Source organism: Yaniella soli (assembly GCF_054782375.1).
On sequence record NZ_BAAGSP010000002.1, the window covers coordinates 58,766 to 73,186 of the forward strand.

The 14,421-nt window shown below is 56.9% G+C and carries 14 protein-coding genes and 1 tRNA gene; 7 read left to right on the forward strand and 8 right to left on the reverse strand.

Annotated elements, in window-relative coordinates; genetic code table 11:
• Positions 1-39: 39 nt before the first annotated feature.
• Positions 40-1,602: an AbgT family transporter gene (locus tag ACYVJT_RS01355; protein ID WP_343958768.1), complete on the reverse strand. Its 1,563-nt coding sequence runs from the start codon at positions 1,600-1,602 to the stop codon at positions 40-42.
• A 135-nt stretch (positions 1,603-1,737) separates the two neighbouring features.
• Between ACYVJT_RS01355 and ACYVJT_RS01360 the strand changes: the two genes are divergently transcribed.
• The gene (locus tag ACYVJT_RS01360; RefSeq protein WP_343958766.1) at positions 1,738-2,112 is read left to right on the forward strand and encodes a hypothetical protein; all 375 of its coding nucleotides are present in this window, start codon (positions 1,738-1,740) and stop codon (positions 2,110-2,112) included.
• Between the two features lie 122 nt (positions 2,113-2,234).
• Here the strand turns inward: ACYVJT_RS01360 and ACYVJT_RS01365 are convergent.
• Positions 2,235-2,307 (reverse strand) — tRNA-Lys (locus tag ACYVJT_RS01365).
• Positions 2,308-2,441: 134 nt separating this feature from the next.
• Between ACYVJT_RS01365 and ACYVJT_RS01370 the strand changes: the two genes are divergently transcribed.
• Genes ACYVJT_RS01370 through ACYVJT_RS01380 form a run of 3 tightly spaced genes read left to right on the forward strand, consistent with a single transcriptional unit; the run spans position 2,442 to position 4,803 of the window.
• Positions 2,442-3,122, forward strand: coding sequence for a hypothetical protein (locus tag ACYVJT_RS01370; RefSeq protein ID WP_343958764.1), 681 nt, complete (start codon positions 2,442-2,444; stop codon positions 3,120-3,122).
• 41 nt (positions 3,123-3,163) lie between these two features.
• Positions 3,164-3,790 carry a hypothetical protein gene (locus ACYVJT_RS01375; protein ID WP_343958761.1) on the forward strand — a complete coding sequence of 209 codons (627 nt, stop codon included), beginning with the start codon at positions 3,164-3,166 and terminating at the stop codon, positions 3,788-3,790.
• Positions 3,790-4,803, forward strand: a complete 1,014-nt coding sequence (locus ACYVJT_RS01380; protein WP_343958759.1) for an inorganic phosphate transporter — start codon at positions 3,790-3,792, stop codon at positions 4,801-4,803. Before ACYVJT_RS01375 ends, ACYVJT_RS01380 begins: the two co-directional genes overlap by 1 nt.
• Here the strand turns inward: ACYVJT_RS01380 and ACYVJT_RS01385 are convergent.
• Positions 4,800-6,044, reverse strand: a complete 1,245-nt coding sequence (locus ACYVJT_RS01385; RefSeq protein ID WP_343958757.1) for an ATP-binding protein — start codon at positions 6,042-6,044, stop codon at positions 4,800-4,802. The two genes, ACYVJT_RS01380 and ACYVJT_RS01385, sit on opposite strands and share 4 nt — an antisense overlap.
• A gap of 54 nt (positions 6,045-6,098) precedes the next feature.
• Positions 6,099-6,569 carry an AlbA family DNA-binding domain-containing protein gene (locus ACYVJT_RS01390; protein ID WP_343958755.1) on the reverse strand — a complete coding sequence of 157 codons (471 nt, stop codon included), beginning with the start codon at positions 6,567-6,569 and terminating at the stop codon, positions 6,099-6,101.
• A gap of 258 nt (positions 6,570-6,827) precedes the next feature.
• On the opposite strand from ACYVJT_RS01390, the gene ACYVJT_RS01395 reads away from it, so the two are divergent.
• From ACYVJT_RS01395 to ACYVJT_RS01405, 3 genes are read left to right on the forward strand one after another with little or no spacing between them, the layout of a single operon-like run.
• Positions 6,828-7,973 (forward strand): type III polyketide synthase, encoded by a 1,146-nt coding sequence (locus ACYVJT_RS01395; protein ID WP_343958752.1) that lies wholly within the window; start codon positions 6,828-6,830, stop codon positions 7,971-7,973.
• A gap of 2 nt (positions 7,974-7,975) precedes the next feature.
• Complete coding sequence (locus ACYVJT_RS01400) at positions 7,976-8,704, forward strand: class I SAM-dependent methyltransferase (protein ID WP_343958899.1); 729 nt, start codon at positions 7,976-7,978, stop codon at positions 8,702-8,704.
• On the forward strand, positions 8,701-9,924 hold the full coding sequence (locus ACYVJT_RS01405) for an FAD-dependent oxidoreductase (RefSeq protein ID WP_343958750.1): 1,224 nt from the start codon (positions 8,701-8,703) through the stop codon (positions 9,922-9,924). The genes ACYVJT_RS01400 and ACYVJT_RS01405 overlap by 4 nt, the downstream gene beginning before the upstream one ends.
• 217 nt (positions 9,925-10,141) lie before the next feature.
• On the opposite strand, the gene pstB is transcribed toward ACYVJT_RS01405, so the two are convergent.
• The 4 genes from pstB to pstS form a co-directional block, all read right to left on the reverse strand.
• A complete protein-coding gene (gene pstB, locus ACYVJT_RS01410; RefSeq protein WP_343958748.1) occupies positions 10,142-10,921 on the reverse strand; it encodes a phosphate ABC transporter ATP-binding protein PstB in 780 nt (259 codons plus the stop codon).
• Between the two features lie 36 nt (positions 10,922-10,957).
• Positions 10,958-12,103 (reverse strand): phosphate ABC transporter permease PstA, encoded by a 1,146-nt coding sequence (gene pstA, locus ACYVJT_RS01415; protein ID WP_343958746.1) that lies wholly within the window; start codon positions 12,101-12,103, stop codon positions 10,958-10,960.
• Between the two features lie 83 nt (positions 12,104-12,186).
• On the reverse strand, positions 12,187-13,146 hold the full coding sequence (gene pstC, locus ACYVJT_RS01420; RefSeq protein WP_343958744.1) for a phosphate ABC transporter permease subunit PstC: 960 nt from the start codon (positions 13,144-13,146) through the stop codon (positions 12,187-12,189).
• Between the two features lie 103 nt (positions 13,147-13,249).
• The gene (gene pstS / locus ACYVJT_RS01425) at positions 13,250-14,350 is read right to left on the reverse strand and encodes a phosphate ABC transporter substrate-binding protein PstS (protein ID WP_343958742.1); all 1,101 of its coding nucleotides are present in this window, start codon (positions 14,348-14,350) and stop codon (positions 13,250-13,252) included.
• Positions 14,351-14,421 lie beyond the last annotated feature (71 nt).

The following is a 14,421-nucleotide window of genomic DNA, read 5'->3' on the forward strand; positions in this document are numbered from 1 at the left end:
TGGTTTGTTGGCCAGCCGCCGCGGGGCTGATTACTCCGCTTAGTATTGCACTGGCGAGCCGGGACCAAGTGGTAGACCCAGCACGTACCAGCCAATGGCCATCAGCGACCACGCGACCCAAAATGCAATAGAGTACGGCAGCATCACGGAGATCAGGGAACCGATATCTATTTTCTTGTCGTAACGCTGGGCCACGGCGATGATCAGCGCAAAGTAGATCATCAGTGGGCTGAGGATGTTGGTCGCCGAGTCTGAGACACGATAGGCGGCCTGGGTGAATTCCGTCGAGATCCCCAGATACATCATGATCGGCACCAGAATCGGGGCCAGCATCGCCCACTTGGCGGAAGCCGAACCGACGAAGAGGTTGATGATGCCCACAAACAGCATGAACAGTAGCAACAGTGGGATGCCGGTGAGGTTGACGGATTCTAAGAAGTCCGCGCCGGTCACCGACACGAGCAGCCCGATGTTCGACTCATCAAAGTAGGCGATAAATTGGCCAGCTGCGAAGGCGAGGACGATGAACACTGCCATACCCGCCAAGGTCTTGGACATGTGATCCACCGCGTCGGTGTCATTGCGCACCGAGCGAGTCACCAGACCGTACACTGCGCCGGGGATGAAAAAGACGATCACGATGATGATCACCAACGAGTCCATAAACGGGGACTGGATCACTGCGCCGTCCTCACCACGCAGGACACCATTACTCGGGACAATGAGCAGGGCCAACAGCGCGATCGTGATAAGCGCGGAGACACCAGCCCAGATCAGACCCTTCTTTTCTTGGCCCGTCAACGTCATGGTGTCGTGATCTTCAGCGGTGAGCGCGCCTTTGCCTTCCCAGGTGCCGAGGCGCGGCTCAACGATGTACTGGCTGACCAGTGTGCCAACGATTGTTAGCAGGATCGTCGACGCGATGATGAACCAATAGTTCATCGCCAGGTTCATTCCCTCGGCATACTCGGGGTCCACTGTGGCAGCGGCTTCGATGGTCAGTTCCCCCAGCATCACGTCTGTGCCGGAGAGCAATAAGTTCGCACTAAATCCGGCCGAGACTCCAGCGAAACCGGCTGCGATACCGGCCAGCGGGTGTCGACCCATCGCCACAAAAATAATCGCCGCCAACGGTGGGATGACGACGTAGCCTGCGTCTGAGGCCACAGACGACATGATCCCGGCGAAGACAATCCCTGTAGTGACCAACGCCCTAGGCACCGTGAGGATAAACCCGCGCAGTAGTGCTCCAATGAGGCCGGTCTGCTCGGCGAGGCCGATACCCAACATCGTCACCAGCACCACGCCCAGGGGAGCAAACCCGAGGAAGTTGTCTACAGCTGAGGTGAAAAGCCATTGGATTCCTTCAGCAGAAAGGAGATTGAATACCTCCACCTGCCCGCCATCTACAGGGTCTTCGGCGGTCACCTGCAGATTGGCCAACAACCATGACAACACCACCACAAAGAGCGCAAGCAAAGCGAACAGTGTGGCCGGATGTGGAAGCTTATTCCCTGCAATTTCAATGCCGTTGAATATTCGCTGCAACGGGCGCCGTTTACGGCGTTTGCGGGAATCGTTCTGAGCTGAGGCGGCATCCATTGCGGAACCTCCCGAGTCGGAGACCTGCTAGATTAGAAAATTTCGAGCAGTATAACATGCGTCACATAAATAATGGTGCCGTCAGGAACCAGCTCCAGTACCGTTGAGTGCAACGACACAACCAAAGGGAGTGAAGTGGAACGTACGCCCCGCGACCAGTTGCAAGAGCTCCTGGCAAGTATTGACACCGAAAGCGTCGACAGTGCGACCCTGTCCCTCCCTGCCGCCGTGCTTGAGCTGCACATCGATGGACTCGGCACGATAGACATGCCGATTGAGGCTGCGAGCGCAGAGCAGTTGAAGAGCGTTGCGCGCCCTGCCCATGTTGGCAAGGGTGAAGAAACGCTGCACGATCCATCCGTGCGTGACGAGATGGGTGGCCTACCCCACCTTGAGCACAAGACGAGACTCGCAAGACCGACGAATGGTACCCGAGCGTTCCCAAAATATTTCATGCTGAGGCTAAACGCGAGAGTCCCGAACCATTTAGACAACGGGGAATTTTCATAACCCATCGCTCCTTGGCACTCGCATGAGCAGCAACAACGAAGGGCCCAATGATATTGCCAAGCAGGCATAAAGAAAACCGGCACCTGATGCTGCATTACGCTTCATCATGTGCCGGTTTGTTGTGGGTCCTGCGGGGATCGAACCCGCGACCTGCGGATTAAAAGTCCGATGCTCTACCTACTGAGCTAAAGACCCACGGCCCGTTTGGACCGATTAACGATTGTAGCGTATTTTCCCGTGGAACAAAATCTGACTCTTTGACTGTTCTTTGCACCGGCGACTGCTTTAGGCTGTCGTGGTGTACGCGCGTCTTACATGAAGGAGTACGTTTGAGTTTCCAGCGGGGCAGTTCCGCCGGCATGCAGTTTCGTCGACCAAAGCTGATGCCCATTGAAAACTTTGAAGATCAGCCAGGAGGGCTCGACCCAGCTGAAGTATTTTTTGCTGCCCAAACAGTCGCCGCCCAACTGGTGGCAACCGGCCAAGATCCAGACGCTGATGAATCCACTGTCGAGTGGCTCGTCGATCTCGTCACAGACGTTGGTTTAGATACGATGGCTCGCCTGTGGGCGGACGCGCCACCAGTGACGTTCGGCGGCGCACTGTGGCGCCTCTACGCACTGCAACAGGCGACAACCCGCGATGGTGACATGTGGGCCACCTGGTATCGCGCTGGCTACGATGCCTATGCATCGAGGGTGATCGCCGGCGCCACTGAGCCCCCGGAGGCAAAAGACCTCCGCACGTTAATTACCCGCATCCTTACCGGGGTCTATTCGGGCGACTTCGGCATCGCCCTGGAACGCGGCGGCGCCTATGCTCGCGTGATTGCCGCAGGGCAGCATCAGCATGCGGAACGTCTCGAGGATCTCAACCCAGAAGCTGCCGCAGCACTCGAGCACCGCTCGGTAAAACTCCAGCGTACGGCCACCGAATTAGAACTGTGCGCAACCGCATGGCGTCAGGGTCGTCTTGATGAGGCGCATCCCAGTGAGCTACCACGGAATTAATCCAACAGCCTGTTAACTTAAGGTGTGTAAAGTGACCAGACATGAAGCTGTCTGTAACGCGTTTATTTTCTGCCGATGAATCAGGCGCGGCTCACGTAAGAACGCTAGCCAAATTATTAGTGGAATCGGTAGATCTGGTGACCCAGATGTTCGGGGCATCCCCAGAAACCGGTACCGAACTTGACGCGCAGTTGGACAATATCAATGCCCAGGCATCCAAAAGTCAGGCAACAATGCTCACGGCGCTGCGCAGCTCGTATCTGACGCCGTTGCCCCGCGAAGATCTCTACCTGTTAGGTACGTGGATCAACCGAGCGATTGAAGCGGTTTCCGTCACCGGCACTATCATTCATGCAACCCGACAATACCGCTTGCCGTCTCGTGTTGGTGATGTGCTCGAAATTCTGACCAGACAGGCAGATCTAGTCTTGGGCGCTACGGAGCAACTCACTCAGGCCGATGATTTGGAAAGCACCTGGATGCACCTGGAACGTCTCACCCATCAGGCTCAACGAGCACTGGCAACCTGGCGCCTGGCTGACGCAGATGAACTGTTAGCCCGTCATTACTATCGGCAACAAGAAGTAGCCCGCTCACTTGAATCCACATTCATGACGCTCCGCGAATTCTCGACCCAACTAGGACGGATCCTGGTGCGTGATTCCTAGTGGGCACCATACTTCTGCTCTCTGCGGTATTTGCCCTCACCGCGGCCTTTAGCTTTGTCGTGGCAGGCCGCGACACCCCAAACGCGGTAGCACTACCCATCGCAGCCGGTGCCCTCACCCCGGCCAGCGCACTCTTCATGGCGGCGGTGATGCGCATGGTTGGCGCTGCCATGGGAGTGGGCACCATCCAATTATTTGCCGCAAGTTTCGTCGAACTCGTCCCCGACGGCACCTTGGGGTTATCCGTCACCGTAGTGGGTGTGGCCGTCGCACTGGGGTGGGCGCTTTTCTCATGGTGGCGTGGCGCGGCCGTGTCCTCATCCCATGCGCTGACCGCAGGGATTGCAGGCGGTGCAATTGCTGTTTCGGTACTGGGCGAGCATCATCTTGTGCTAGCAGACCTGAGCCCCGCAACCGTCGGGATCGTCATCTCCTTGATCGCTTCGCCGTTCCTGGCCGCACTGGTCGCGTGGCTGCTGGCCATTCCGATGAACTGGTTCGCCAAGGATGTCGCACCCCACAGGGTGGCATTTAGTGCACGCGGTACCCTCGCTATTTCTGCTGCGGCCAACGCTCTCGGGCACGGCGTGCAGTACGGCCAACGACTCTACATCGTCGTCCTCACCGCGGTTGCCGCCGCTGACTTTACCGCCATCCCAACCTGGTTACTCGGTATCTGCATCATCCTACTGCTCGGTTTTGGCACGCTGGTGACTGCCTGGCGGGTCAATTACACCCTGGCGCGGCGTATTAGTCTGCTCGATCCGCTGCACTCAGCCATTGCTTCGAGCACCTCAGCATTACTGTTACTCGTCGGGTCATTTATGATGCACATCCCGTTGTCTTCATCATTGACGACGGTTGCAGCGATCACGGGGGCTGGCACAGCACAAAATGTTGGCTCTGTGCGGTGGGTGCAGGTTCTGCGGCTCATCACATATTTTTTCGGCACCGTCCTTGTCTGCGCGGCCGTTTCGTTTGCCATACTCAGTGCAGTGCTGGCCGTAGTCTAACGCTGTCCCTCATCCATATGAGAATTTGTGTGCCTCAAATAAGCACGTCGCCTTGACTGCGGGGGCGCTGTGGGGACCACCAAATCTGCTGCGACCAGTCTTCGGAGCACTGGACGAAGTGAACTTACTGATCGGCCTATTTGATCGGCGATGGCCCGGATGCTTTTCTGTTCGGTGGCGCTCAAGGCTCCAAAGACTTCTCGTTCCAAATCCGTAAGTTCGAATCCAGAGTTCGCAACCGCGGCATGCTCTACAAGCCGCGCAGAAATTTGGAACGGACCGTCACCGAGCCCTTCTATGAGCTCTTCTGCCATGAGATGCCCGAGTATCTGGCGAATTTCGTCAGAGTCGTAACCCAGCGCTGATTTGAGTTCCGCTACTGTCGCTTTGCCCAAGCGAAACAGTAGCGCCAAAGTCAGGTTTTCCCGATGTTGTCGAGTAGCACTATTTGGGAGCTGATCCAGCCAAACGCGTGTTTCCTGGTCCAATAGGCCATGCCGGTGCAACGTGACTTTCACGGACACGAGGTCTGCGGAGAATTCTGGTTGCGGCAAGCCCAGCTGTCTCATGCCTGCTTGCATCCGAGGGATCCCGCTCCCCTGCGCTTCAGCAAGTACGCCTTGCTGTTCGGGAATTGGGGTTGTGCGTAGAAGCGTTGCGAGCGTTGGGTTCCTTGTAATTGATTTCCCTTCGGCGATGTTCTGTTGAGTTCGATCACCAACCAGCCCACCGGGACTGATAATTTCAACGCGATCAGGAAAAATGTCAATGCTGATACGCTCACCTCGTGAAAAAGTGCTGTAGTCACGATGCATGACAGCATTGGTGATAGCTTCTCGCAAAACATCCTCTGGTATTTCGGCCTCATCGAAGCCTTGGGCACCGTAAACCACCCGAATGGTCTTCAGGTTTGCCAGCACTCTCGTGATTGCATCTTGAATCATGTACGGCACTGGCCCATCGCACACCTTGCGATCGAGAAATCTGATCTGACCTACGGCATCCTTGGCATCTTGAGGATGAACCGTCACGTCAATGACCAAGCGTGGGAAAAATTGCTGGGGGTACGTTCCCAGCATCAAACCACCGGCAAGCGTAATACGACCATCGGGATCTACCACCTTAAGCCGTGTGAGTTTTTCAACATCGTTGTCAGTGTGCAGAAGTGCTCTCGAACCGGAACTACGAATCTTCTGGAATAGTGACTGTTTCAGGTCCTCGTCGATATCCTGGAATCTCATTCCCTCAATGGGTTCGCTATCAAATTCACGAGGTCCCCACCGTGAATGGATATTCTAAGATTCCTGATCGGAGAGTTTCTGATTCTGATCCGCGACCCGTTTATACGCACCGCCCACCGGTCCTTGCGATACGACATAACACGGCCCAGCGAGGTCACTGTTTAGAGGGGTGAGTGGATCAATGTCGACTCTCACGAGTCGCCCGTTTTCGAAGGGCACGGTGCTAATTTTATACGGCGGCTTCGGCCGAATCTTTGCAGCATCGCTGTGCTCATCACCCAGACCAGTCACCACCGCGTCCGTAATGCGCACTGGATCCAGCTCCTCGTTTACACGAAAATCGTCTTCTTCGTCCAGGCCAAAAAGAAGCCGCCCGCCAGTAGTTGAATTCGCAAAAGCGGACACCGAACGCCAGACATCTTTCGCAACTCCCCCGGCACCTGCTTTCGCCTCAACAGAAGCATCGTCACTTCCTTGCTCACGTAAACGACTCACTGTAGTGGCGATGTCAGTTTCGATATCCAAAATAGCCCTCACTCGCGTCAGTGAGTCTCAGTTTATACACTGAGCAGCTCAATTACTACAGTGAGATCATAATTTCCCACACTGAGAAGCTCACTTTACACAGTGAGAACGTCACTTTTAACACTGAGGCACCCTTTTTCTACAGTGAGGACGTCACTTTGTAGAGTGACACCGGTTTTTCTATGGTGACGACAACGGTTCGTCTTCTCGTCAGCCTGAACTATTGCCCCCATTTATGCCCCGCTGAGACAATGAACCATGGCAGTCACTCTCAGATCTCTTGAAGTCGCAGTCCCCGACACAGTCCTGGTCCAAGACGAGGTTCGTGACGTCTTTGCCTCCCAACCCGGCATGAGCCGCTTGGCTACTCGTCTGGTCGGCGCCAGTTTCGATTCCTCAGGAATTGATACTCGACACAGTGCGGTCGCGGAAATGGACCTGTTGGAGCGACCAGAAACTGATGATCCTCCACAGTTTTTCAACTCGACCACCGGTGAAATTCTCAACCCCAGCACCGGGGTACGCAATGACGTCTACGTACGCGAAGCCACACGCCTCTACATCGATTCTGCCGCCGCTGCGCTAACAGCATGCGAAGGCATCGACAAAACCGACGTCACCCATGTAATCACCGTGTCCTGCACCGGCTTCTTCTCACCGGGCCCCGACTACCGCATCGTGCGCAGTCTCGATCTGGAACCCTCAGTCAAGCGCTACCATCTCGGTTTCATGGGATGCTACGCAGCATTTCCTGCCATGCGACAGGCCAAAACGATCTGCGATGCCGACCCCAGCGCCGTCGTGCTGGTCGTCAGCGTTGAGTTGTGCAGCATCCATGTGCGAGTCTCCGATGACCCAGACACAATTCTGGGGTCTTCACTGTTTGGCGACGGCGCGGCGGCAGCCATCATCACCGGCCGGGATGACCTCGGCGAGACGCGTGCGCTGCAGTTAGATCACTTCGAAACCGTGGTGACCCCCGTTGGTGAAGAAGCAATGGCGTGGAACATCGGCGATAATGGGTTCGAGATGGTGCTGGGAACATACGTACCAAAGATTATCGACGCACACATCGTCGATGCGCTGGCCCCACTGCTAGCCCACGACGATGCACTGACTGAACGTGAATATCGCGAGATCGAGCACTGGGCCATCCATCCCGGTGGCCGCAGCATTCTAGACAAGGTCGAGGCAAAGCTGGAACTCGACGCCGACCAACTCACCCCGTCCCGCGAGGTGCTCCGTCGTTTCGGGAACATGAGTAGTGCCACCGTCATGTTTGTGCTCAAACAGATCCTCGAAGAACCGGGGTCGTCGAACGGAGAACGCATCTGCAGTATGGCCTTCGGCCCGGGACTGACGGTAGAGACCGGCCTGTTCACAACCATCGGGACCAATCCGTGAAGATGCCCGCGCTACCGCGTCTGCACACCCGCGACCGTGAGGCTACCGAGCGGATGGACGACCCGGACTGTGACCTTTCCAAGCTGCATCGAACCTATGCGCAATTCCACGTCATCAACCGTGTTGTAGCCGGATGGCAGCAGACGTATCGACGGTACCTGCGCCCCGTACTCGCCCACGACCGGACCAACACGCTGCTCGACATTGGCGCGGGTGGCGCAGATGTCACCCGCGCGATCGCACGCTGGGCGCACCGGGACGGCTTTCGAATCCACATCACCGCCGCGGATCCCGACGAACGTGCAAGCGCCTGGGCCATGCGCGACAATCCCGGTGACCTCGTATACGAACAAGCATTGAGTTCTGACCTCGTCGATGCGGGCCGCAACTTCGACCTGGTGATCTCAAATCACCTACTGCACCATCTCCAGGATGACGAACTGCAGTCACTGCTGCACGACTCGAAACAGTTAGCTCGAATCCGCGCGGTCCACAGCGACATCCGACGCAGCCAGGCGGCATACATGTTGTTCTCTGCTGGGACGTGGCCGTTCTTCCCCGGGTCGTTCATCCGCGAAGATGGCTTAGTCTCCATCCGACGCAGTTACACCGCCGAGGAGATGGCCGCTGCCGCACCATCCGGGTGGCGAGTTGAATTTCAGCGACCCTGGCGGAATCTGCTGATTTACGACGCCGAGGGCGCCACCAATCCAGAGCCGGACCAGCCATGACTGCTACATCTGTGCACAAAAGCGAGGTCTTGATCGTCGGCGGCGGCCCAACAGGGCTCGTGTTAGCCTGCCTGCTGGCGTTCCGCGGGGTCGACGTGGCCGTGCTGGAACGCCGCACTCATCCACGAGAATACTCACGGGCCATTGGGCTGCATCCACCTGCGCTGGCGGTGCTGCATGAAATCGGTGTCGAAGCAACCGCACTGGCTGAAGGCGTCCGTGTCCACGCCGGGAGCGCATACAGTGGCGGCCGTCGATTGGGTACGCTCACCTTCGAACAGGCCTGGCCGTCTCGTCCTTTCGTACTCACCTTGCCGCAGAATCGCACCGAACAACTCCTCTCTCATCGACTCGCCCAACTCGCTCCCGGAACTGTGCACTCGGGGTGGGAAGTCACCGATATTGTGGACGGCACCGAATCCGTCGAGGTCACCGCCGGGGCCGGTGATGTCCAGAGCCACTGGCACACAGATATCGTAATCGGCGCTGATGGCCCACACAGTCTGGTGCGCCGCCGATCGGGCATCACAACCCGTGCGCGGATGCTCAAAGACACGTACCTGATGGGCGATTTCTCCGACTATTCAGCTGTTACTTCGGCTGCTCACCGGAACGAGGCAACCGCTGCGATCTTCCTCGAATCCAGCGGCGTCGTGGAGTCATTTCCTCTGCCCGGCCAGATGCGTCGCTGGGTGGCACACACCGGTACCGAGCTGACGACCGAGTCGCCGCTTGCACTGACCGGACTCATTGCTGACCGTACCGGCGCCACAGTCGACCCCACAACCTCGACGATGATCAGTGCCTTCCACATTCGGCGCCGCTTAGCACTGCGGATGGCAATCGGACGTCGGGTCATCATTGGGGACGCAGCCCATGAAGTCAGCCCGATCGGTGGGCAGGGCATGACCCTGGGCTGGCTCGACGCATGGGAGGTAGCACCGTTATTGACCCAGGTGTTAGTCGACAAGCGTTCCACACCACTGCAACAGCATCCAGGTTTTCGGGCATTTGAGACGAAGCGCATCGCTGCTGCCCGCGCGACCGCTTTGCAAGCAGAACTCAATATGGCTCTGGGACGCCCGATGCCCCAAGCCGCAACTGTTCTGCGGGATGCTGCCCTGAAGACGGTGCTAGCCACCAGCATGCGTGACCGACTGGCCAAGGCTTTTACTATGCGTAAGCCGTTGGGCGGGATGGAGACTCAGATTCCTGACTGACTCGACATGACTTCGCAGAAGGAGTCGTTTCCTTGCGGAGTACCGGAAGGTAAAGATAGAGTGACATGTAGATGTCGGGCTGCGGTACCCCCGGGCTCCAAATTATCAGCCGCTTCGAGCGGCCACACGCCGTGAGGCGTGCCCGGCCCGGCATCGTTGACTCTACAAAAGCCCTGAGCAGCTCAAACTGGCCAGGGCTTTTGCATGTTCAGGCTCGTTAACCGAAGCGTCCCGAAATGTAGTCTTCGGTCTGCTGGTTGGCCGGGTTGTTGAAGATGGTGGTCGTGTCATCATATTCAATGAGCTTGCCTGGCTCGCCGATGGCCTGCAGGTTGAAGAAGGCGGTTCGGTCAGCCACACGTGCAGCCTGCTGCATATTGTGGGTCACGATGACGACCGTGTATTGCTCTTTGAGCTCATTGATGAGGTCTTCAATCGCCAGCGTCGAAATGGGGTCCAGCGCGGAAGCAGGCTCGTCCATGAGGATCACGTCTGGTTCGATGGCGATCGTGCGAGCAATGCACAGACGCTGCTGCTGTCCACCGGAGAGCCCACCACCTGGACGGTCGAGACGGTCTTTGACCTCGCCCCAGAGGTTGGCACCGGTCAGTGAACGCTCGAGGACGTTTTCCGATTCAGATTTGCTCAGGCGGATGCCGTTGAGCTGGTAGCCAGCGAGCACATTTTCACGGATGGACATGGTGGGGAATGGGTTTGGGCGCTGGAACACCATGCCCACTGTTGAGCGCACGCGAACCGGATCAACACCGGGGGCGTTGATATCTTCGTCGTCCAATAGGATCTTCCCGCGAGCACTGGCACCGGGTGTGACTTCGTGCATGCGGTTCAGCGTACGTAAAAACGTGGTCTTGCCACAGCCTGAGGGACCGATGAATGCGGTCACCGAACGTGGTTCAATCTCAATGTTGATATCGCTGACGGCCTTAAAATCGCCGTAGTAACAATCGAGATCGATGGTCTGAATGCGTTTAGCCATGGAGTTCTTTTCCTTAGTGGTTTCGAATACCGACGTTTACTTGCCAGTTTTCGGAGCGAAGTATTTGGCGATTGCACGGGCACCCAAGTTTAGGCCCATCACGATGACGATCAACACCAGCGCGCCCGCCCAGGCACGTGCTGTGGATGGATCGCCTGCGGCCGGTGCAGTCGGGTTGACCAACTGGCGATAGATGAAGACCGGTAACGCGGTCATCCACTCCGAGAACGGATTCCAGTTCGTTGATGCCGCATAGCCTGCGGTCACCAGGATGGGTGCGGTTTCACCGGTCACACGAGCAATGGCCAGGGTGACACCCGAGGCAATCCCGGACATCGCGGTTGGCAACACAACTTTTGTAATCGTGCGCCATTTGCGCACGCCCAGCGCGTAGGAGGCCTCACGCAGTTCATCGGGCACAACTTGCAGCATTTCTTCGGTCGATCGGACGACCACCGGGATCATGAGCACGCTCAATGCGATGGCAGCGGCGAGACCGGTCTTGACGGACTGCAACGCCTGCGGCGAGCTACCCAGCGTGAGCTCAGCAACCAGAGTGAGCCCAGCGAAGGCGAAGAGACCGGCGACAATCGATGGGATACCGGTCATCACGTCAACGAAGAAACGAATTGCTTTGGAGAATACGTTTTTGTTGGCGTATTCGGTGAGGTAGACGGATGCGAAAAGGCCCACTGGGATCGAGATAATGCTGGCCAGCACGGTGATCATCAGTGTACCGACCAGGCCATGGAGGATACCGCCTTGCAGCGGGGCTCCTTCTTCTTGGGTCGCAATATCGTCGGAACCGACAACACCCTGCATGTCCGAAGTAAGCAGTCCCGGATTCGAGATCAGGGTTGGCAACCCCTGTGCGATGACCGACCAGATGACGGAAATCAGTGGGATGAGTGCTACGAAGAACGCTCCCCAAATGAGGTGTTTCCAGAACTCGTCGACAGCCTTGAGTCGTTCTTCCAAAATGTATGTGATGACATACATGCTGATGATGAACAGTACCGCGGCGATGAGCACGAAACCAATGACATTGAAGGTTTCGAAGAACAACAGCGAGATGATCAGCGAAAGAATGGCAGAGCCTACGGCCGTGGCCAGCCAAGTCCAGCGCGGTTTCCGGTTGGCGGTCAGCGAATCCAACCGAGAGTTTTTATGATGTGGCATCATATATTCTGACTTCTTGCGACCATTCGAGTCTTTGCTTGGACCCGTCGATTGCGTCTTTGAAGGCGAGTTAGTTGGAGAACTCATCACAGTCCCTCGGCTTTCTTCGCGTGGCTGCTAACGATTGCCCTAGCAACGACGTTGACGACCAGGGTGATAATGAACAGCATCAGGCCGGCAGCGATCAGTTCAGCTTGGCGTTGCCCGAAGGCTTCGGGGAAGTTCAGTGCAATTTCAGAAGGAATCGTGGCGTTGGCACCTGACGTGACCAACGACCAGGAGAATCCACCAGGTGAAAGCACCATGGTCACGGCCATCGTTTCGCCGAGCGCGCGTCCCAAAGCCAACATAATGGACGAAATAACGCCTGCGCGGGCAAATGGGAAGACGGTCATTTTGATCATTTCCCAGCGGGTCCCGCCGAGCGCGAGTGCGGCTTCTTCATGCAGGTGTGGAACCTGGAGGAAAATTTCACGACACAGGGCGGTGATAATCGGCAGGACCATCACCGCCAGGACTACGCCCGAGGTCAGGATCGTACGCCCGGTTGTAGTGACGGCTGGGTCACCGGCAAAGAGCGGAATGAAACCGAGGTTCTCGTGTAGCCATTGGTAGATCGGCACCATCGCCGGTGCGAGTACAAGCATGCCCCACGCGCCATACACGACCGATGGGATCGCGGCCAACAGGTCGATGAGGTACCCGATGGAGTTTGAGAATCGGCGTGGCGCATAGTGGCTGATGAACAGCGAGATGCCAATTGCGATCGGTGTGGCAAGCAGGAGCGCGATGACCGAGACGAGCACGGTGCCCGCCATCAGCGGCCAGACATACTCCCAAAAGTCGATTGCTTCGTCTGCACCAGGCCCGAACGTTTCCGGCATGATTGCCGGAAGGGACCTGATGAGCAAAAACGCTGCCACGAAGGCCAGCACGACCAAAATGATCGCGCCACCAGCTAGCGCAAGACCGTGAAAGGCCTTATCCCCCACCGCTCCGGTGGTACTACGCGCTTGGGGTTTGGTGCGCGGGGATGTGGTTGACACGTTGTACTCCTGTAACGTTCGTGTACAAAAATGTGCTTCTCATGCCAATACCACCGCGTGTTTGCCATGCGGTGGTATCAGCTGTGAAAGCTAACTGCTTGCTTTAGCCGGCAACAGAGATCTCATCGAGACGTGTGGTTGCTTCTTCACGAATCGTATCTGAAATTGGAGCGTTACCTGCTGATTCTTCAGCTGCTGACTGACCATCTTCCGAGATCACGTAGTTACCGAAAGCCTTGACCTGGTCTACCAGTGCTTCGTCTTCGTACTGATCACAGAAGATGTGGTACGAGATCATGACGATTGGGTAGGCACCTGCTTCTTCGCTGTTGCGATCCAGGATGCGAGCACCTTCGGCTTCTGGGTCTTCTTCAGCGGTTTCAACAGCTGCTGCTGCTGCGTCAGCTGAGTACTCTACATATTCTTCGCCAACGCCAACTGCAACGGTAGACAGGCCACCGACCTGGGAAGCGTCTGCGTAAGTGATAGCACCGTCGGTGTCGGAGGTCAGGGAGACAACACCGGAGGTCTGCTGAGCGGATTCACCGGTCAGCTCTTCTGGGAATTCTTCTGCAGCTTCCCAGCTCCATACGTCGCCTGCTGCACCGGAGAGGTAATCGGTGAAGTTCTCGGTGGTACCGGACTCATCTGAGCGGTGCACAACGGTGATGTCAGTTGCGGGCAGATCAGCGTCTGGGTTCTGCTCTGCAATCTCGTCGTCATCCCAAGAGGTGATTTCGCCGGCGAATACCGAGGCGATGGTCTCTGCGTCCATGTTCAGAGTGTCGACGCCTTCAAGGTTGAAAGCAACGGCAATCGGGGAGATGTAGGAAGGCACGTGGAAGGAGCTGCCACCGCCACAAGCCTGTTCCTGCTCGTCCGGGCTCATCGCAGCGTCAGAGCCTGCGAAGGTGTACTGACCGGCGATGAAGCCTTCACGGCCTGCACCGGAACCAACTGGGTCATAGTTGACGGTAAGGTCTGGGTGAACTTCGGTCACACCGGAAGTCCAGGCGGTCATGGCGGCTTCCTGCGAGGATGCGCCACCACCGATGAGGTTGCCGGAGGCTGAAACTTCTTCGCCACCACCATTACCGTTTGATTCTGCGGATCCTTCTCCACCGTTGTCAGATCCACAAGCGGCTAGGGCGATTGCTGCGACAGATGCGATTGCAGCGGAGCGGTAAAAACGAGAAAACTTCACTGTGTTTTCCTCTTTCGAGTTCGTTGTGAGTCAGTCATGTTGGGCCTGGAAAATTTGCTTGGTGGCCCGAA

Coding starts and splice junctions, on each gene's coding strand:
- ACYVJT_RS01355 (WP_343958768.1), bottom strand. CDS start 1,602: ATGGATGCCGCCTCAGCTCAGAACGATTCCCGCAAACGCCGTAAACGG.
- ACYVJT_RS01375 (WP_343958761.1), top strand. CDS start 3,164: ATGAAGCTGTCTGTAACGCGTTTATTTTCTGCCGATGAATCAGGCGCG.
- ACYVJT_RS01385 (WP_343958757.1), bottom strand. CDS start 6,044: ATGAGATTCCAGGATATCGACGAGGACCTGAAACAGTCACTATTCCAG.
- ACYVJT_RS01395 (WP_343958752.1), top strand. CDS start 6,828: ATGGCAGTCACTCTCAGATCTCTTGAAGTCGCAGTCCCCGACACAGTC.
- ACYVJT_RS01400 (WP_343958899.1), top strand. CDS start 7,976: ATGCCCGCGCTACCGCGTCTGCACACCCGCGACCGTGAGGCTACCGAG.
- ACYVJT_RS01405 (WP_343958750.1), top strand. CDS start 8,701: ATGACTGCTACATCTGTGCACAAAAGCGAGGTCTTGATCGTCGGCGGC.
- pstB (WP_343958748.1), bottom strand. CDS start 10,921: ATGGCTAAACGCATTCAGACCATCGATCTCGATTGTTACTACGGCGAT.
- pstA (WP_343958746.1), bottom strand. CDS start 12,103: ATGATGCCACATCATAAAAACTCTCGGTTGGATTCGCTGACCGCCAAC.